Here is a 17,630-nt window from a genome sequence, read left to right as displayed (position 1 = left end):
CCCGCCGCGGCCGGGCGGGTCAGCCGGCCGCCGCGGGGAGGAGCGGCACCGTGGCCGTGATCCGCTTGCCGTTGGTCAGCCGGGTCACCTCCAGGCCGCGGGAGAGCGCGTTCACGAGGTGCAGGCCGTGGCCGCCGATCCGCCGGGGGTCGGGCAGGTGGCGGCGCGGCGGCTCCGGTGAGGTGTCGGTGACGGTGATGCGCAGCTCGGTCGCGCCGGACAGCAGTTCCAGGCCCAGCGCGCACGGGCCGGGCGCGTGCTTGGTCGCGTTGGTGACGAGTTCGCTGACGATGAGCTGGGCATCCTGGAGCGGGCGGCGCCCGGGCGCCGGGCGGGCCCGGGCCAGCAGGGCGGCGACGGCCTCCCGCGCCTCGGCGATGCGGGAGACGCCGGTCTCCCAGGTGCGGCTGTAGCGCGCGAGCGCCGGGCGGCCCCGCGTCGTCGCGTGGGTCCTGAGCGGGATGTCCATACTCGTTGCCCTATTCCTCTGGGGTCAGGGTCCGTTCCTGTGCACGGCGGGTCGTTCCGTCCCGGGTCGGCTACCCGCTGGGCGTCCGGCCAAAGGGGGGTTTACGAGGAATCCTCCGGATGCGCACGAATGCCTGCCGGCGCGCGGTGCGGGAGGCGCCGGCGCCCGCACCGGCACAGCGAAACGGGCCCGGGATCCGCCCCCGCGGACCACCGGACCCGTCGCCGAATTCGGCGCACGCCTCAGTGCTTGAAGGTGTCCTTCGCCTTCTCCTTGGCCTGACGGGCGTCCCCGCGGGCGCCTTCCATGCGGCCCTCGGCCTCCATGCGCTCGTTGCCCACGGTGCGGCCCACGGCCTCCTTGGCCTTGCCCTTGGCCTGCTCGGCCTTGCCCTTGGCCTTCTCGTTGCCGGCCATCGCGTGTCACATCCCAACATTCGACGGGGTCTTCGTTCGCTCTTCGCATTGCCCCTCCGGCGCCGGGCAAACCTCGGCAGAACGGACGGAAGTGCGCGCGCGGCCGACGGCAGTGTGCCGCGCGGACCGGCCCCCGCCGCCGGGGGACCGGTCCGCGCGCCCCGCGCTAGCCGGCGTACGCCCGCAGCGGATAGTGGTCCGAGAGGTTCGTGTACGTGTACGACGTGCCCCAACTGCTCACCGTCCAGGGCGCCGACTGCTCCTTGACGACCTCGTCGGTCCAGCGGGCCGGCCGGGCGTGGCCCGCCCGGGCGAGGACGTGGTCCAGATCCTCGCGCGGGTCGTCCGGGTAGCGGTCGCGGGCGATCGAGTTCTCCCGGGTGTCGAACGAGTAGGGGTGCCCGGTGCGGACGTCGGCGCCGACCAGGTCCGCGTCGGCGAGCATCGAGGCGTACTCGGCGCCGTGCGAGTCGACGTTGAGGTCGCCCGCGACCAGGACCTCCTCGTCCGCCGGGATCTTCTTCGCGTCGAGGAAGGCGTCGATCGCCCGGAACTGCCGGCTGCGGTCCTGCGCCGCCTCGCCCGCGCCGCACCCGGAATCCGTGGACTGCGTGTGCGTGCCGACGACGTGCACCCGGGCGCCGCCGACGTTCAGCACCACGTACGCGAAGCCCTTGTTCGACCACCAGTCGGAGCCGCACGCGTCCTTGTAGACGTACTGCTCCTTGCGCAGGATCGGCCACTTGCTCAGCACGGTGACCCCGCCGTCCTCGGGCGTGGTGGCGGAGAACGCCCCGCCGGTCGCGTCCCAGCCGTCGCGGGCCCGTCCCACCACCGGGGTCTGGTGGGGGTACTGGGCCGCCGCCGCCCGCTTCAGCGCGTCCGACGCCGAGTTGTCGAACGCCTCCTGGAGCACGACGACGTCGTTGCCCTGGAAGAAGGACGCCTTCGGTATCTCCGCGGCCCGGTGGTCCTGCCCCCAGTTGGGGTACAGGTTCTTGCTCATCAGGAAGGTGTTGTACGTCAGGACCCGCAGCGCCGGTGCGGACTCGGCCGCGGCGGCCGGTGCCGGGGCGGCGAGGGCGGCGGTGGGCAGGGCGAGTGCGAGCACGGTCGCGGCGAGGGCGCGGCGGGGTGCGAAGGGCGTCACTGGTTCTCCCGGTGGAGGAAGGGACGGAGTGGCGCCGCACATCAAACCATCCGCGATTACCCGCAGGTAACACCCAGGAGCGCATCAGATGGCGTACAGCGGAGGAACCGGCGCGCGCGGCGCCCGCGGTGCTCCCCGGCACCCGCTCCGCCCGCCGGTGGACCCGCCGACGCGGCGGCTTGCCCCCGGGCGGCGCCGGGGCACAAGGTGGTGGTGTGGAGCGGGGCGGCAGGGTGATCGTGCAGCCGCCGGCCGGGCGGGCGATGGTGCTCCGACTGGCCGGGAGCATCGACGCGCACGCCGCCGGGGTCCTCGGGCGGGAACTCGGGCTGCGGCTGCGGCGGGCCGACGAGCGCGGTCTGCGGCTGGTCCTGGACATGTCCGAGGTGTGCCGGCTGAGCAGCACGGCGGTGGCCACCCTGGACGCCCACACCCGCCACCGGTCGGCCCCCGTCCTGGTCGCCGGCGCCTCCCCGCGGGTCCGCGGGGCGCTCACGACCGCGCCGCTGCCGGGCATCCGGCTCTGCGGCAGCCTGGAGGGCGCACTCGCCGCCATGGGCACCGCCGGTCCGGCACCGGCGGGTCCGGCCGTGCGGGACGACGCCTGAGCAAAGACCCCGGCCGAGGTCTTCGGGCTGCGGGCCAAGGTCCGCACCAGCGGCACCATCGGCATCGCCCAGGGCATCCTGATCGCCCGTTACGGCCTGCCCGGCCCCGCCGCCGCCTTCGCCCTGCTGCGCGCGGGCTCCCAGCACCACAACGTGCCCCTGCGGGTGCTGGCCTCGGCGGTGGTGACCGCGCCGCCCCCGCGCAGCGCGCGGGAGTGGTTCCCGGGCCGCCGGCACAGTCCGCCGCCCCCCGGCCTGCGGGACAGCGCCGCACCGGTCGATCCGCGGGACCGCCGCCGGATGCTGGGGGCCGCCGTCTACACGGCCGTGACGCTGGCGGACGCGGACGCGGCGGAGATCCACCTGAGCGACGCCGTCCAGGACGAGGCGCTCGTCCTGGAGGCCCACCACGGCCTGGCCGCGCCGTACCGCGACTGCCTCGCCCTGGTCGGCGGGCCGCCCGCGCCGTGCGCGCGGGCGCGGGCCGCGGGCCGGCCGGTGGCCGTCCCCGACGTGGCCGCCGATCCGGCCCTGGCGGGCCACCCGGTCGGCCGGGCGGCCCTCGCTGCGGGCAGCCGCGCCCTGTACGCGGTCCCCCTGCTCACGGAGCGCGGGGACTGCGCGGGGGCGATCACCGTGCACCGGGCGGTGCCGGGCGCCTGGCTCTCCGGCAGCCAGCGGACCGCCCTGGACGGCCTGGCCCGGGACCTGGCCGCCTGGCGGTCCTGGTACCGGCGCACCGTGGTGCAGGACGCGCTGGAGTACCTGCACACCCACGGGCACCGGCCGGCGGGTGGCTGAGCCGGTCCGGGTGCCGGTCAGCGCTCGCGGCGGCGGCGCACGAAGTGCCGTGCGACCAGCCCCGCGACGACGAGGGCGGCGACGACGAGGACGTACACCTCGTAGCGCCGGATCTCGTCGTACACGGCGGTGATGTGGCTGCCCGCCAGGTAGGCCAGGGACGTCCACAGCCCGACCCACAGGGCCGCGCCGAGGGCGTTGAAGGCCAGGAAGCGGCGCCAGTGCATGCCGGTCGTGCCCGCGATGATGCCGTTGGCCTGGCGCAGGCCCTCCACGAACCGGGCCACCGTCACGATCTTGCCGCCGTGCCGGGTGAAGAACCCCTCGGCGGCCTCGAACCGCTTCGGCGTCAGGAGGACGTACCGGCCCCAGCGGTGCACGAAGGCCCGCCCGCCGAGCCGGCCGATCAGGTAGCCGAGGTTGTCCCCGGCGACGGCCGCGAGGAACGCGATGACCGCCACCGCCACGATGTTCAGCTCTCCGGCGCCCGCGTACACACCGGCCGCGAGCAGGATCGTCTCGCCGGGCGCGGGGACCCCGAAGTCCTCCACGAAGACGACGGCCCCCACGGCCCAGTAGCCGTAGTGACCGAGCAGCGGCTCCAGATGGGCCAGCGGCCCCGGGAGGGGAGGGGACATGCCTCCACCGTACGTCCCTGCCGCCGGGCCCAGGGGTCCGGTCAGGGGTGGGGGGCCGGGGCCTGGTCCGGCACCGGGGTGTCCGCGGCGGGCTCGGCCTCCGGCGGCGTGCGGCGGCCCGTGCGGCCGGTCAGCCGCCGGGCGAGCGGCTCGGTGTACCGGGCGGTCAGCGGGCCGAGGACGACCAGGATCAGCACGTAGGCGGTGGCCAGCGGGCCGAGGTCGGAGTCGATGCCGGAGGTGACGGCGAGCCCCGCGATGACGATGGAGAACTCGCCCCGGGCCACCAGGGTGCCGCCGGCCCGCCACCGGCCCTTGACCGATATTCCGGCGCGGCGGGCCGCCCACCAGCCGGTCGCGATCTTCGTGAGGGTGGTGACGGCGGCCAGGGCGAGCGCGGGCAGCAGGACCGGCGGGATGCTCGCCGGATCGGTGTGCAGGCCGAAGAAGACGAAGAACACCGCCGCGAACAGGTCCCGCAGCGGTGCCAGGAGGTTGTGGGCGCCCTCGGCCACCTCGCCGGACAGGGCGATCCCGACCAGGAAGGCGCCGACCGCGGCCGAGACCTGGAGCTGCTGGGCGACACCGGCCACCAGCAGCGTCAGGCCCAGCACCACGAGCAGCAGCTTCTCCGGGTCGTCGGTGGAGACGAAGCGGGAGATGTGCCGGCCGAAGCGCACCGCCACCAGCAGCACCAGGCCGGCCACCCCCAGGGCGATGGCCAGGGTGACGCTGCCCGCGGCGAACCCGGTGCCGGCCAGCAGCGCCGTGACGACGGGCAGGTAGACGGCCATGGACAGGTCTTCGAGGACCAGGATGCTGAGGATCACCGGGGTCTCCCGGTTGCCGATCCGGCCCAGGTCGCCGAGGACCTTGGCGATGACGCCGGAGGAGGAGATCCAGGTGATGCCGGCCAGGACGACGGCGGCGATCGGGCCCCAGCCCAGCAGCAGGGCCATGGCGGCGCCCGGCAGGGCGTTGAGCGTGGCGTCGACGATCCCGGCCGGGTACTGGGTCTTGAGGTTGGAGACCAGGTCGCCGGCCGTGTACTCCAGCCCCAGCATGAGCAGCAGCAGGATCACGCCGATCTCGGCGCCGACGGCCACGAACTCCTCGCTGGCCCCGAGCGGCAGCAGCCCGCCCTCACCGAAGGCGAGCCCGGCGAGCAGGTACAGCGGGATGGGGGAGAACCGCAGGCGGGCGGCGAGCCTGCCCAGCAGTCCGAGGCCGAGGATGATGGCGCCGAACTCGATCAGGAAGACCGCGGAGGAATGCACGCGGATCACTCCCGACCGAGGATCACGGCCGCCGCGTCGACGCCCTCACGGGTACCGATGACGATCAGCGTGTCGCCGCCGACCAGCCGGAAGCCGGGGCCGGGGGAGGGGATCGCCTCGGCGCGGCGCAGGACGGCCACGATCGACACGCCGGTCTCGGTGCGCATCCGGGTGTCGCCGAGCAGCCGCCCGTTCCAGTGCGAGGCGCCGGACAGCTCGATCCGCTCGGCCACCAGTCCCAGTTCGGTCGTGGACAGCAGGGTGGGGCTGTGGTGGGTCGGCTTCAGGGCGTCCACCAGGGCCTCCGCCTCCTGCCCGGTGAGGCGGACCGAGAGCGCGCAGGCGTCGGGATCGTCGCGTTCGTAGGCGCTCAGCGTCCGCGAACCGTCCCGGTGGGCCACCACCGACACCTGGCGGTGCTCGCGGGTGGCCAGGTCGTACCGGACGCCGATGCCCGGCAACGGCGTCCTGCTGGTGCGTGCGGCGGTCATGAGAGCCCCCCTGCCCGGATTTGAACATCCCTTGGTGAATTCATTACCCGGAGCTTAACCGGGTAACGATCGGCCGTGGGAAACGGGTCGGCCGGGCAGGGGGGTGGTGCTACGTGCCGGGGGTCGTCGCCTCCCCGCCGGCGGGGGCGGGCTGGCAGGCGGGGCACAGCTCGTGCCCTCCGTCCCGGGTGACGACGGTGCCCCAGCCGAGGCACTGCTCGCAGCCGCGGGCGCGGCCCAGATCGGGGCGGGGTGGGAGGAGGGGGCTGCGGTGGGATCCGTACGCCATGCGGTGAGCGGCTCCTTGAAGTCGCTGGGGACGTCGCGGGGACGAGGATGACAACGCTGTCCGTGCGGCTTCCATTATGTCGTACTTTTCCCTTACGTCTGTGAGCTACGTCACAGAAGCGCGGTCAGTCGAGATTGCCCAGGCGTGCGTCCCGCCACAGGTCCACGCCGCCCTCGGTCGCGTACGCGTCGATCTCGGCCAGTTCCTCGTCGGTGAAGGCGAGGTTCTCCAGGGCCGCCACGTTCTGCTCCAGCTGCTCCACCCGGGAGGCGCCGATGACCAGCGAGGTCACCCGCTCGTCGCGCAGCGCCCAGGCCAGCGCCAACTGGGCCAGGGTCTGCCCGCGCCGGGCCGCGATGCCGTTCAGCGCGCGCAGCCGGCCCAGCATCTCCTCCGTCAGTGCGGAGGCGTCCAGCGAGCCGCCGCGCGCGGCCCGCGAGTCCTGCGGGACGCCCTCCAGGTAGCGGCCCGTGAGCAGCCCCTGGGCGAGCGCCGTGAAGCCGATGACCCCGAAGCCCTCCTCCTGGGCCGTGTCCAGCAGGCCGTCGGTCTCGATCCAGCGGTTCAGCATGCTGTACGACGGCTGGTGGATCAGCAGCGGGGTGCCGAGGTCGCGCAGGATCGCGGTGGCCTGCCGGGTGCGCTCGGCGTCGTACGAGGAGATGCCCACGTAGAGCGCCTTGCCCTGGCGGACGGCCGTGTCGAGCGCGCCCATCGTCTCCTCCAGCGGCGTGCTCGCGTCCAGCCGGTGGGAGTAGAAGATGTCGACGTAGTCCAGGCCCGTCCGGCGGAGCGACTGGTCCAGCGAGGCCAGCAGGTACTTGCGGGAGCCGCCGCCCTGACCGTAGGGGCCGGGCCACATGTCCCAGCCGGCCTTCGTGGAGATCACCAGCTCGTCCCGGTACGGCGCGAGGTCCCGGCGCAGCAGCCGTCCGAAGTTGCTCTCGGCCGCCCCGTACGGCGGACCGTAGTTGTTGGCCAGGTCGTGGTGGGTGATCCCGAGGTCGAAGGCGCGCAGCGCGATCTCGCGCTGGGTCTCGAACGGGCGGTCGTCGCCGAAGTTGTGCCAATAGCCCAGGGACAGGACCGGCAGGTCGAGTCCGGAACGGCCGGTGCGCCGGTAGCGCATGGTGCCGTCGTAGCGAGCGGGGTCGGCGACGTAGGTCATCGGGTCTTCTCCGGGTGGTGCCGTAGGGGCCCCTGCGGGTGCGCACGGGCCCGTCCACCCTGCTCCCCGGCACCGCGCAAGTCCAACCGCCGTCCCGGATCGGATTGAGCGGTTCCGTTTCTGAATGCGCGCGCGGGGCAGGCGGTGATCGCGGAGTCGAGAGGAAGGAGGCGCTCGTGAGCGGTGTGATGCCCGGCGGGGACGCGACGTCCGGCGAGGAGCGGGGCGCCCGGAGCACGGCGCGGGAACCGAAGGCCGTGGCGCTGCTGCCGCACCAGGTCCGCGAGGAACTGGCGCGCAGGATCCGCCGCAACCGGGGGGCCTTCCGCAAGGACGACGTCCAGGTCGTCGAGCCCCCGCTGCTGCGCCGCGCCGTCGGCGCCTCCGCGCTCGGCAACTGCATGGAGTGGTTCGACTTCGGCGTCTACAGCTACCTCGCCGCGACCATCGGCAAGGTCTTCTTCCCGGGCGCCTCGCCGGCGGCCCAGGTCATCTCCTCGTTCGCGACGTTCGCCGCGGCCTTCGTCGTCCGGCCGCTCGGCGGGCTGGTCTTCGGGCCGCTCGGCGACCGGATCGGGCGGCAGAAGGTGCTCGCCACCACCATGATCATGATGGCGGTGGGCACCTTCGCCATCGGTGTCATCCCCGGGTACGCCACCATCGGCATCGCCGCCCCCGTACTGCTCCTGCTGGCCCGCATGGTGCAGGGCTTCTCCACCGGCGGCGAGTACGGCGGGGCCACCACCTTCGTCGCCGAGTACTCCCCGGACCGGCGGCGCGGCTTCCTGTCCAGCTGGCTCGACTTCGGCACCTTCGTCGGCTACGCCCTCGGGTCCGCCCTGGTCACCGTGCTGAACCTGGCCCTGTCGGACGACCAGATGCTCTCCTGGGGCTGGCGCGTCCCGTTCCTGATCGCAGGCCCGCTCGGCGTGATCGGCCTCTACATGCGGATGAAGCTGGAGGAGTCCCCGGCCTTCCAGCAGCAGCTCGACGAACACGAGAAGTCCCTCGCGCAGGAGTCGGCGGGCAGCGAGTTCAAGGACATCGTCCGCAACCACTGGCGGCCCCTGCTCGTCTGCATGGGCCTGGTGCTGCTCTACAACGTCACCAACTACATGGTCACCGGGTACCTGCCGACCTACCAGACGGAGACCCTGCACCGCTCCAGCGGCTCGGCGGACCTCCTCGTGCTCGTCGGCATGGTGTGGATCGTCGTGCTGATCACCTTCCTCGGCCGGCTCAGCGACCGGGTGGGCCGCCGCCCGCTGTACGCGGTCGCCGCCGCGGCGATGATCGTGCTGGCCGTCCCGGCCTTCCTCCTGATCAAGGCGCACGGCACCTGGCCGCCGATCCTCGGGGTACTGATCCTGAGCACGCTGCTGGCCTGCTTCGCCGCGCCGAGCGCGGCCACCCTGCCCGCCCTCTTCCCGACGGCCGTCCGCTACGCGGCCATGGGCATCGGCTTCAACATCGCCGTCGCGGCGTTCGGCGGCACCACCCCGCTGGTCACCGCCGCGCTGGTCGGCACCACCGGTGACGACCTGATGCCCGCCTACTACCTGATGCTGGCCGGCGTCATCGGCCTGGTCACCGTCAGGTTCCTGCCGGAGAGCGCCCAGGTGCCGCTCAAGGGCTCGCAGCCGATGGTCGGTACGCCCGAGGAGCGGCGCGAGCTCATCGCCACCTCGAAGGAGCTGTACACCTACACGCGCGAGCGGGACCGCGAGACGGCCCGGCGGCACTGAGACCCCGGGGGCGGCCGGGGGTCGCGCGAGGGCGCCGCCCGGATGTCGCGGACGTGCCGCGCACCGGGCCGCAGGCCCGTTCCCGCCGCTCGGGCGCACTCGCATGGTGTGGCCCTGACGAGGGAAAATGGTGGTGAGCGAACCACCCCCACCGATGCGGAGGAACCCACTCATGCCGCACGAGCGCGCCGGCCGGCCGGCCGGTCCCGAGGATCTCGTCGACGTGGCCCGGCTGGTCACGGCGTACTACACGCTGCACCCCGACCCGGCCGACCCGGGACAGCGGGTGGCGTTCGGCACCTCGGGGCACCGCGGCTCGTCCCTGGCGAGCGCCTTCAACGAGGACCACATCGCCGCCACCAGCCAGGCCATCTGCGAGTACCGCGCGTCACAGGGCACGGACGGCCCGCTCTTCCTCGGCGCCGACACCCACGCCCTGTCGGAACCGGCGAAGGCCACCGCACTGGAGGTCTTCGCCGCCAACGAGGTGAGCGTGCTCGTCGACGCCGCGGACGGCTACACGCCCACCCCGGCCGTCTCGCACGCGATCCTGACGCACAACCGCGGCCGCACCTCCGGCCTCGCCGACGGCGTGGTCGTCACGCCGTCGCACAACCCGCCCGCCGACGGCGGCTTCAAGTACAACCCGCCGAGCGGCGGCCCGGCCGCCTCCGACGCCACCTCCTGGATCCAGGACCGGGCCAACCAGATCATCACGGGCGGCCTGAAGGAGGTGCGCCGGCTGCCCTACGCCCGCGCGCTCGCCGCGGACACCACCGGGCGGTACGACTTCCTCGGCGCCTACGTCGGCGACCTGCCCGAGGTGCTGGACCTGGACGCCGTCCGCGCGGCCGGCGTGCGCATCGGCGCCGACCCGCTCGGCGGCGCCTCCGTCGCCTACTGGGGCCGGATCGCCGAACAGCACGGCATCGACCTGACGGTGGTCAACCCGCACACCGACCCCACCTGGCGCTTCATGACGCTGGACTGGGACGGCCGGATCCGCATGGACTGCTCCTCGCCGTACGCGATGGCCTCCCTCATCGAGCAGCGCGACCGCTTCCGCATCGCCACCGGCAACGACGCCGACGCCGACCGGCACGGCATCGTCACCCCGGACGCGGGCCTGATGAACCCCAACCACTACCTCGCCGTCGCGATCTCCTACCTCTACCGGCACCGCGAGCGGTGGCCGGACTCCGTGGGCATCGGCAAGACCCTCGTCTCCTCCACGATGATCGACCGGGTCGCCGCCGACCTCGGCCGCCGGCTGGTCGAGGTGCCGGTCGGGTTCAAGTGGTTCGTGGACGGCCTGGCGGACGGCCGGCTGGGCTTCGGCGGCGAGGAGTCGGCCGGCGCCTCCTTCCTGCGCCGCGACGGCTCGGTGTGGACCACCGACAAGGACGGCATCATCCTGGCCCTGCTCGCCGCGGAGATCACGGCCGTCACCGACCGGACCCCCTCGGAGCACTACGCCGGGCTCACCGCCCGCTTCGGCGCCCCCGCCTACGCCCGCATCGACGCCCCCGCCACCCGGGAACAGAAGGCGCTGCTCGCCAAGTTGTCGCCGGCCCAGGTCACCGCGGACACGCTCGCGGGAGAGGCGGTCACCGCCGTCCTCACCGAGGCCCCCGGCAACGGCGCGGCGATCGGCGGCATCAAGGTGACCACCGAGAACGCCTGGTTCGCCGCCCGGCCCTCGGGCACCGAGGACGTCTACAAGGTGTACGCCGAGTCCTTCCTCGGCGCCGACCACCTCGCCCGGGTGCAGGAGGAGGCCCAGGCGGTCGTGCTGGGCGCGCTCGGCGCCTGACCCGGCCGGCGGCGGCCCCCGGCTGCGGGGGCCGCCCTCGCGGGCTCAGCCCCGCCCGCGCCCGTGCTCCAGCCGGGCCGGCAGGGCCTGCGCCATGGCCGCCTCGCCCCGGGCGTTGGGATGCGCCGGGGCCGCGGGGGAGGCGGGCCGGAGCGGCTCGATCCAGCGGTCCGCCGGTGCCTTGCACATGTCGTGGCCGGTGGTGGGACCGTAGGTGTCGGCGTACTCGGCCCGGTTGACGCCGGCCACCAGCCGCAGCATCAGGTTCAGCCGCTTCTCGGTATCGCGCAGGTAGGGGAAGTCCTTCCGGGCGAACGGCACCTGCGGGGCGCAGCCGCTGCCGTCGTCGGGCAGCAGGTCCGGGTAGCCGACGACGACCACCCGGGCGTGCGGCGACCGGGCGCGCACCTCGCGCAGCACCCGGTCGACCTCGGGCGCGGTGCGCACGACGGCCGAGGTCAGCTCGTCGTGGCCGGACGCCCGGTAGAAGCGCTCACAGGGGTTGCCGGCCGGGTCCTGGGCGGCGAGGCGGGCGCAGGTGCCGATGATCGAGCCGAAGCCGACGTCGTTCCCGCCGATCTGGAGCGTCACCAGGTCCGTGCGCCGGTCCAGGGCGTCGAGCTGGGGCGGGTGGGTGCCCTGGGCCCGCCACATCTCGGCGGTCGTGGCCCCGCCGCAGCTCACGTCGGTGAAGGCGGACGTGCCGAGCCGGGCGGCCACCAGCGAGGGGTAGTTGTGGTCCGAGCGGGCGCAGCCGGGGTCGACCTGCGCCGGGATGCCGGGGCCCGAGGTGTACGAGTCGCCGAGCGCGACGTAGGTCCTCTCCCGGCCGTGCCCGGCGGGGTGCGCCGTGGCGGGCGCGGTACCGGTGGCGACCAGGGCGCAGCCGCCCAGCACCACCCCGAGCACGGCGGAGCGCCGCCGGCCCCGCACCCGGTTCGCCGACGGCGTCTCGTGCGTCATGCATCCTCCCCCTGCGCCCGCTGCGGCGGAGTCCGGCGACGGTCCCCGCGCGTTCGACCGGGTCTGTATACCGCCCGGTAGGCACCGTCGGCCAGATGCCGGAACCGACGATTCCAGGGGGGGGAGGCGGGAACGGCGGCCGCGGGGGAGAACCGGTTCAGACGCCGCTGACCTGCTCCGCCGGGAGCGCGGGCGCCGCGAGGGCGGACGGCTGCGGGACGGACGCCCGGATCCCGGGGGACGCCACACGTTCGGCGGGCGCCTGGAGTTCGGCGGACTGGAGCAGGGAGTCGTCCTCCGGGCGGGCGCCGGACAGGCGGTGGCGGGCGGCTATGAGGGCCATGTCGACGTCGCGGGTGCCGGTGGCCACACACAGGGTGTAGGAGATGTCCGCGAGCCGTTGCCTGGCCTGGGAGCTCTCCTCGGCTCCCAGCAGGGTGAGGGCCTCGTACTGGGCGATGAGGTCCTTCAGAACCGCCGGGTGTGCCATGAGCATCTGTGCCGCCTCCTTGGTGCGTCGCCGATGTTTCGCAGACGCTGGGCGGATACCCCCGGTCACGCCCGTCATGCCCTGACAGTTGCATCACACAGCCATCACGTCTCCCACGGGTCGTGACGAACCGGGGAGGAGGGGCCGCGGAAGCGGCAAGCACGGGCCCGTCCGTCACTCGGTCGGGTGCTCTCCGGCGGGTGGCCGCCGTATCGGGGCTCGTCGCCATGATCCGTCCGTGAACATGCCCCTGTGACGCAACGTCGAAGTGCCCTGAGCCGCCGGGTCGTTCCGGCCGCGGTCGGCACCCTCAGTGTCCTGTCCCTCCTGTCCGCCCTGCCGGCCGCCGCCCAGCCGGCGCGTCCGGCGGGCTCGCCCGCCGCGCCGAAGCCCCGGCAGACCACGGCGGCGGAGGGGCGCACGGACGACCACCTGCGGTCGCTGCGCGACCGACCCGCGGCCCTGCGCGCGTTCTTCCGGCAGCTCCCCAAGGGCGGGGACCTGCACAACCACCTCTCCGGCGCGGTCTCCACGGAGTACCTGATCGGGCTGGCCGCCGAGGACGGGCTGTGCGTCGACACCGCGACGCTGGCCGCCGTCCCCCCGCCGTGCGGCGCCGGCAACCGCCCCGCCGCCGACGCGCGCACCGACCCGGCCTTCCGCGCCGCGGTGATCCGCGCCTGGTCCATGCAGGACTTCCCGCCCGGCCAGAGCGGTCACGACCACTTCTTCGCCGCCTTCGACAAGTTCGGCGAGGTGACCTGGCGGCACCGCGGCAAGCTGCTCGCGGAGGTCGCCGACACCGTCGTCCGCAACAACCAGTCCTACCTGGAGACGATGGTCACGCCCGCCTCCGACGGCGCGAAGGCGCTGGCCGCCCAGGTCGGCTGGGACGACGACCTCGCCGCCCTGCACCGGAAGCTGACCGCGGGCGGCAAGCTGGACGCGCTGGTCGCCGCGGCCCGTGCCGAGGCCGACGACGGCGACGCCGAGTTCCGCGCCGCCGAGCACTGCGGCACCTCGCGGGCGCGGCCCGCCTGCGGGCTCACCGTCCGCTGGATCTCCCAGGCGTCCCGCGGCAGTTCGCCGGAGCGGGTCTTCACCCAGCTCGCCCTCGGCATGCGGCTGGCCGAGGCCGACCCGCGGTTCGTCGCGGTGAACCTCGTCCAGCCCGAGGACTGGGACAGCTCCCTGCGCAACTACGGCCTCCAGATGCGCATGGTGGGGTACCTGCGCACCCAGTACCCGAAGGCCCACGTCACCCTGCACGCGGGCGAGCTGTGGCCCGGACTGGTCAAGCCCGAGGACCTGTCCTTCCACATCGGGGACGCGGTGGACGTCGCCCGCACCGAGCGGGTGGGGCACGGCGTCGACCTCGTCCACGAGAAGGACTGGCGGCGCACGGCCCGCACCATGGCGGAGCGCGAGGTCGCCGTCGAGGTGCCCTTCTCCAGCAACGCCCAGATCCTCGGGGTCAAGGGCTCCGAGCACCCCTTCGGCCTCTACCGCCGCTACGGCGTCCCGGTCGTGCTCGCGACGGACGACCCCGGCGTGTCCCGGATCGACATCAGCCACGAGTACCAGTACGCCGCCGCCACCTACGGCCTCGGGTACCCCGAGCTGAAGGACCTCGCCCGCGCCTCGCTGGAGTACGGCTTCCTGCCCGGAGCCGGCCTGTGGCAGGGCAACCCCACCGCCACCGGGTACCGCCCGGTGCCCGCGTGCCGCACCGAGCGCCCCGGCCTGCCCGTGCGCGGCGCGGCCTGCCGGCGCCTGCTGCTGGAGAGCGCCAAGGCCCGTCTCGAGTGGCGCCAGGAGGCCGCCTTCGCCGCCTTCGAGCAGGCGCACTCCCGAGCGGCCCGCTGACCGCGCCCGGCCGCCGGGCCCGGGCCGCGGGGACGCCTTCCGGGCGCGCCCCGCGGTCCCGGGGCGGGTCCGGCGCCCTCGGCCGGAAAGCCCTCCTTGGCCGAGAACGGCCCCCCACCACAAGCGGGGTGCCGCGTTCCGCCGCCGTGCGGGCGTCTCGTCCGCGCCAATACCGGCCGGGATCCCACCGGCCCACCGGAGCCCCCGGTTCCCTCCCGTCCCTCACCTCCGGCATGCGTGGATACGCTGCGTGAAGCGTCGTCACAGCACCTCCGCAGGGTCTTCACAAGGCGATCACTTTCGGCCATTTCCGGTGCGGGCCCCCGGCCGTGGTGCAGACGCCGTGCAAGGTGCCTGCCTAGCCTCCCGGCCCATGCGATCTTCTCTGCCGAGACGCCTCGGTCTCACCGCCGTCCTCGCCTTCCTCCTCGCCGTCTTCGGCCTGGCCCCGAGCGCGAGCGCCGACCCCGGGCCGGCCGCGCTGACCTTCACCACCGACTCCGCCACCACCACGCCCGGCGGCACGGTGAAACTGTCGATGACCCTCACCAACAACCGGACCTACGACATCTGGTTCGTGTACCAGACCATCGACCCGACCTGGCTCACCACCCAGCGCCCGGACCTGAAGTACAGCTTCACCGGGTGCAGCCTGGCCACGGCGAGCGGCGCCACCCCCTGTTCCGGAACCGGTCCGAGCAACCTCGGCGGCAACTACGGCTCCACCATCCCGCCTGGTCAGAGCCGCACCGTCACGCTGACCCTGCGGGTCGCCGACGACTCCGGCTGCAACGGGAACATCGGCTTCTACTCGTACTACTACGCCGAGTTCAGCGACAGCACCAACACCAGCGGCGGTCCGGTCTACACGCCCGAGACCCGGGTGCTCTGCGCCTGACGGCCACCCCGGTCCGCGCTCCCGGTGACCGGATCCGGCGGTCCGCGGGGGAGTCCGCGCGGAACGGCCCGCGGCGCGTCGTACCGGTGGACCGGCCACGGTCCGCCGGTACGGCGCACAACGGCCGGAACCCGCCGGGCCGGCCCCCTCCGAGTCGCCGCCCACCGCACGGTGCCGACGGGAAAACGCCGTGCGGGGTTGCTCCGTGAGGCGATCGGACACCTGCACTTTTCCGTCAGGTTTCGTAACTCGACCACAACAGCTACACAGTTGCATCACTATGTGGTGTGACGGATGCGTCGACGAACGGCTTCTGAGGGGGACGCCGGCGTCGCGCGAGGGGGTGCGTCAGCTCCGCGGGAGCCGTACTCACCCCTGCCCGGGGAGGGGACATCACCGCATGAAGCGGACCATACGCACCACCGCGCTGACGGTGGGCGCGCTCACCGCTGCGCTCGGCCTGCAGGCCGGCCCGGCTCAGGCCGACACCACAGCACCGCGCATCGACCTGCGCGTCCTGGTGGTGAGCGACGGCGGCCCGGCCACCGACGCCATCGCCGCCGAACTCGACACCGCCGGAACGCCGTACACGAAGGTCGACCTCACGCGCTCCGACCGGCCCACCATCGACGCGGCGTTCCTCGCCGACACCGTCGGCGGCCGGCCGCGCGCCAAGTTCCAGGCCGTCGTCCTGCCCAACGACAACCCGTTCGCGGCCGGTTCGAACGAGATGGCCGCGCTCGCCGCCTACGAGAGCGCGTACGCGATCCCGCAGGTCGACGCCTACACCTACGCCCGGCCCCAGGTCGGCCTCCAGGTCCCCGTGCCCGACGGCTACTCGGGCAGCATCGACGGCGTCCAGGCCCAGGTCACCGCCGCGGGGCGGTCCGGCCCCTTCGGCTACCTGGACGGACCCGTGCCGTTCGAGGACAACTCGCCCGCCATCGGCGAGAGTTACGCCTACCTCTCCGCACCCGCCGCCGGCGCCGACTTCACCCCGTACGTGCAGGCCACCGTGCCCGGCACCACCCGGCAGGGATCCCTGGTCGGCGAGTACCGCCACGACGGACGGCGCGAGCTGGTCGTCACCTTCGTCTACAACCGCTACCAGCAGCAGTTCCGGCTGCTGGCCCGCGGCATCGTCGAGTGGATGACCGGCGGGGTGCACCTCGGCGCCTCCCGCAACTACTTCGCCGTCCACGTGGACGACGTGTTCGCCGCGGACGACCGCTGGGACACCCGGCTCAACTGCACGCCCGGCGACGTCGACTGCGTGAACGGCGCGGGCACGCCCGACCCGATCCGGATGACCACCGCGGACGTCGACTACGCCACCACCTGGCAGAACAGCCGCGGCTTCACGCTCGACCTCGTCTACAACGGGGCCGGCAGCGACGACCAGCGCGCGGACAACGACGGGGTCGACCAGCTCGCCGACAAGCTGATCGCCGACCGCAACCGGTTCCGCTGGGTCAACCACACCTATACCCACGCCTTCCTCGGGTGCGAGCAGAACGTCACCGTCGTGCCGTGGACGTGCCAGACCAACCCCGGCGGCGGCACCAAGTGGGTCAGCCGCGCCACGATCGGCGGCGAGATCGCCACCAACCGCCTCTGGGGCCAGGTCGCCGGACTCCCGCTGGAGACCGACGAGTTGGTCACCGGTGAGCACTCCGGGCTGAAGATCCTCCCGCAGCAGCCCCAGGACAACCCCAACCTGGCCCTCGCGCTCGCCGACAACGGCGTCCGGTGGATCGCCTCCGACAACTCCCGCGACCCGGAGCAGCGCCAGGTCGGCCCGGCCACCACGGTCTCCCGCTACCCGATGAACCTCTTCTACAACGCGGGCCGCGCCGCCGAGCAGGTCGACGAGTACAACTGGCTGTACACCAGCCGCGCCCAGGGCGGCAGCGGCATCTGCGAGGACAACCCGGCCACCACCACCTGCCTGCCGGCCCCGCTGGACACCGCCACCGGCTTCACCGACCACATCGTGCCGCTGGAGACCCGGATCGACCTCGGACACGTCCTGTCCAACGACCCGAAGCCGCACTTCATCCACCAGTCCAACCTCGCCGAGGACCGCATCGCCTACCCGGTCCTGAACGGCGTACTGAACAGCTACGACACCCTGTTCGCGGACAACACCCCCGTGGTGAACCTCCGGATGAAGGCCATCGGCGCCGAACTCCAGCGCCGCGCCGCCTGGAAGACCGCCGTGCAGGCCGGCCAGGTCACCGCCTACCGCATCGGCGACACGGTCACCGTGCAGGGCCCCGGCGGCACCGCCGTCCCCGCCACCCTCCCCACCGGCACCACCGCCGGCGGCAGCGACTTCGGCACCGCCTACGCGGGCGCCCGCTCCGGCTGGACCGCCTCCGGCGGCAGCGCGCTGACCTTCACCCTGCCCGCCTCCGGGACCCCGGCGCCGGCCGGCACCGCGGGCGGCACCGCCGCGGCCACCGCCCCGGCCCCGGGCACCAAGGTCCCGGCGGGCGTGACCGCGCAGGTTCCGTACACCTCGGACAGCTGAGCGGAGCACCGCCCG

17 protein-coding genes are annotated in these 17,630 nt (G+C 73.7%); 7 read left to right on the top strand and 10 right to left on the bottom strand.

Annotation, left to right across the window (positions count from 1 at the left end; genetic code table 11):
- Positions 1-19: 19 nt before the first annotated feature.
- From ACZ4K2_RS04400 to sph, 3 genes are all read right to left on the bottom strand, one after another.
- Complete coding sequence (locus tag ACZ4K2_RS04400) at positions 20-469, bottom strand: ATP-binding protein (RefSeq protein ID WP_467470341.1); 450 nt, start codon at positions 467-469, stop codon at positions 20-22.
- 242 nt (positions 470-711) lie between these two features.
- Positions 712-885 (bottom strand): CsbD family protein, encoded by a 174-nt coding sequence (locus tag ACZ4K2_RS04395; protein ID WP_467470340.1) that lies wholly within the window; start codon positions 883-885, stop codon positions 712-714.
- Between the two features lie 166 nt (positions 886-1,051).
- The gene (gene sph / locus ACZ4K2_RS04390; RefSeq protein WP_467470338.1) at positions 1,052-2,077 is read right to left on the bottom strand and encodes a sphingomyelin phosphodiesterase; all 1,026 of its coding nucleotides are present in this window, start codon (positions 2,075-2,077) and stop codon (positions 1,052-1,054) included.
- Between the two features lie 191 nt (positions 2,078-2,268).
- Here sph and ACZ4K2_RS04385 point away from each other — a divergent pair, with 191 nt between their 5' ends.
- A complete protein-coding gene (locus tag ACZ4K2_RS04385; RefSeq protein WP_467769941.1) occupies positions 2,269-2,643 on the top strand; it encodes an STAS domain-containing protein in 375 nt (124 codons plus the stop codon).
- 27 nt (positions 2,644-2,670) lie between these two features.
- Complete coding sequence (locus ACZ4K2_RS04380) at positions 2,671-3,444, top strand: ANTAR domain-containing protein (RefSeq protein ID WP_467470489.1); 774 nt, start codon at positions 2,671-2,673, stop codon at positions 3,442-3,444.
- Positions 3,445-3,461: 17 nt separating this feature from the next.
- Here the strand turns inward: ACZ4K2_RS04380 and ACZ4K2_RS04375 are convergent, their stop codons facing one another.
- From ACZ4K2_RS04375 to mgrA, 5 genes are all read right to left on the bottom strand, one after another.
- The gene (locus tag ACZ4K2_RS04375) at positions 3,462-4,082 is read right to left on the bottom strand and encodes a DedA family protein (protein ID WP_467470334.1); all 621 of its coding nucleotides are present in this window, start codon (positions 4,080-4,082) and stop codon (positions 3,462-3,464) included.
- Positions 4,083-4,123: 41 nt separating this feature from the next.
- Entirely contained in the window at positions 4,124-5,359 is a 1,236-nt protein-coding gene (locus tag ACZ4K2_RS04370; RefSeq protein ID WP_467470332.1) for a cation:proton antiporter, read from the bottom strand.
- A gap of 5 nt (positions 5,360-5,364) precedes the next feature.
- Positions 5,365-5,850, bottom strand: a complete 486-nt coding sequence (locus ACZ4K2_RS04365) for a cation:proton antiporter regulatory subunit (RefSeq protein ID WP_467470330.1) — start codon at positions 5,848-5,850, stop codon at positions 5,365-5,367.
- Between the two features lie 109 nt (positions 5,851-5,959).
- Entirely contained in the window at positions 5,960-6,139 is a 180-nt protein-coding gene (locus ACZ4K2_RS04360; protein ID WP_467470328.1) for a hypothetical protein, read from the bottom strand.
- A 124-nt stretch (positions 6,140-6,263) separates the two neighbouring features.
- Positions 6,264-7,307, bottom strand: a complete 1,044-nt coding sequence (mgrA, locus tag ACZ4K2_RS04355) for an L-glyceraldehyde 3-phosphate reductase (RefSeq protein ID WP_467470326.1) — start codon at positions 7,305-7,307, stop codon at positions 6,264-6,266.
- A gap of 188 nt (positions 7,308-7,495) precedes the next feature.
- On the opposite strand from mgrA, the gene proP reads away from it, so the two are divergent.
- Together proP and pgm are read left to right on the top strand one after the other, a co-directional pair.
- The gene (gene proP, locus ACZ4K2_RS04350; RefSeq protein ID WP_467470487.1) at positions 7,496-9,052 is read left to right on the top strand and encodes a glycine betaine/L-proline transporter ProP; all 1,557 of its coding nucleotides are present in this window, start codon (positions 7,496-7,498) and stop codon (positions 9,050-9,052) included.
- Positions 9,053-9,224: 172 nt separating this feature from the next.
- Positions 9,225-10,865 carry a phosphoglucomutase (alpha-D-glucose-1,6-bisphosphate-dependent) gene (pgm, locus tag ACZ4K2_RS04345; protein ID WP_467470324.1) on the top strand — a complete coding sequence of 547 codons (1,641 nt, stop codon included), beginning with the start codon at positions 9,225-9,227 and terminating at the stop codon, positions 10,863-10,865.
- A 45-nt stretch (positions 10,866-10,910) separates the two neighbouring features.
- Here the strand turns inward: pgm and ACZ4K2_RS04340 are convergent, their stop codons facing one another.
- Positions 10,911-11,828, bottom strand: coding sequence for an SGNH/GDSL hydrolase family protein (locus ACZ4K2_RS04340; protein ID WP_467470323.1), 918 nt, complete (start codon positions 11,826-11,828; stop codon positions 10,911-10,913).
- Positions 11,829-11,985: 157 nt separating this feature from the next.
- Positions 11,986-12,324 (bottom strand): DUF5133 domain-containing protein, encoded by a 339-nt coding sequence (locus ACZ4K2_RS04335; RefSeq protein ID WP_467470321.1) that lies wholly within the window; start codon positions 12,322-12,324, stop codon positions 11,986-11,988.
- A gap of 246 nt (positions 12,325-12,570) precedes the next feature.
- Here ACZ4K2_RS04335 and ACZ4K2_RS04330 point away from each other — a divergent pair, with 246 nt between their 5' ends.
- The 3 genes from ACZ4K2_RS04330 (at position 12,571) to ACZ4K2_RS04320 (ending at position 17,615) form a co-directional block, all read left to right on the top strand.
- Positions 12,571-14,184, top strand: a complete 1,614-nt coding sequence (locus ACZ4K2_RS04330) for an adenosine deaminase family protein (protein WP_467470319.1) — start codon at positions 12,571-12,573, stop codon at positions 14,182-14,184.
- Positions 14,185-14,557: 373 nt separating this feature from the next.
- Positions 14,558-15,082: a hypothetical protein gene (locus tag ACZ4K2_RS04325; protein ID WP_467470317.1), complete on the top strand. Its 525-nt coding sequence runs from the start codon at positions 14,558-14,560 to the stop codon at positions 15,080-15,082.
- A 400-nt stretch (positions 15,083-15,482) separates the two neighbouring features.
- A complete protein-coding gene (locus ACZ4K2_RS04320; protein WP_467470315.1) occupies positions 15,483-17,615 on the top strand; it encodes a hypothetical protein in 2,133 nt (710 codons plus the stop codon).
- Positions 17,616-17,630: the final 15 nt, after the last annotated feature.

Source organism: Streptomyces sp. NPDC025833 (genome assembly GCF_055558055.1).
This window is presented reverse-complemented; position numbering and strand designations above follow the sequence as displayed.

Excerpts from the sequence above, each read along its gene's own strand:
- ACZ4K2_RS04400 (WP_467470341.1), bottom strand. The coding sequence starts at position 469 with ATGGACATCCCGCTCAGGACCCACGCGACGACGCGGGGCCGCCCGGCG.
- ACZ4K2_RS04395 (WP_467470340.1), bottom strand. The coding sequence starts at position 885 with ATGGCCGGCAACGAGAAGGCCAAGGGCAAGGCCGAGCAGGCCAAGGGC.
- sph (WP_467470338.1), bottom strand. The coding sequence starts at position 2,077 with ATGTGCGGCGCCACTCCGTCCCTTCCTCCACCGGGAGAACCAGTGACG.
- ACZ4K2_RS04375 (WP_467470334.1), bottom strand. The coding sequence starts at position 4,082 with ATGTCCCCTCCCCTCCCGGGGCCGCTGGCCCATCTGGAGCCGCTGCTC.
- ACZ4K2_RS04365 (WP_467470330.1), bottom strand. The coding sequence starts at position 5,850 with ATGACCGCCGCACGCACCAGCAGGACGCCGTTGCCGGGCATCGGCGTC.
- ACZ4K2_RS04360 (WP_467470328.1), bottom strand. The coding sequence starts at position 6,139 with ATGGCGTACGGATCCCACCGCAGCCCCCTCCTCCCACCCCGCCCCGAT.
- mgrA (WP_467470326.1), bottom strand. The coding sequence starts at position 7,307 with ATGACCTACGTCGCCGACCCCGCTCGCTACGACGGCACCATGCGCTAC.
- proP (WP_467470487.1), top strand. The coding sequence starts at position 7,496 with ATGCCCGGCGGGGACGCGACGTCCGGCGAGGAGCGGGGCGCCCGGAGC.
- pgm (WP_467470324.1), top strand. The coding sequence starts at position 9,225 with ATGCCGCACGAGCGCGCCGGCCGGCCGGCCGGTCCCGAGGATCTCGTC.
- ACZ4K2_RS04340 (WP_467470323.1), bottom strand. The coding sequence starts at position 11,828 with ATGACGCACGAGACGCCGTCGGCGAACCGGGTGCGGGGCCGGCGGCGC.
- ACZ4K2_RS04335 (WP_467470321.1), bottom strand. The coding sequence starts at position 12,324 with ATGCTCATGGCACACCCGGCGGTTCTGAAGGACCTCATCGCCCAGTAC.
- ACZ4K2_RS04325 (WP_467470317.1), top strand. The coding sequence starts at position 14,558 with ATGCGATCTTCTCTGCCGAGACGCCTCGGTCTCACCGCCGTCCTCGCC.
- ACZ4K2_RS04320 (WP_467470315.1), top strand. The coding sequence starts at position 15,483 with ATGAAGCGGACCATACGCACCACCGCGCTGACGGTGGGCGCGCTCACC.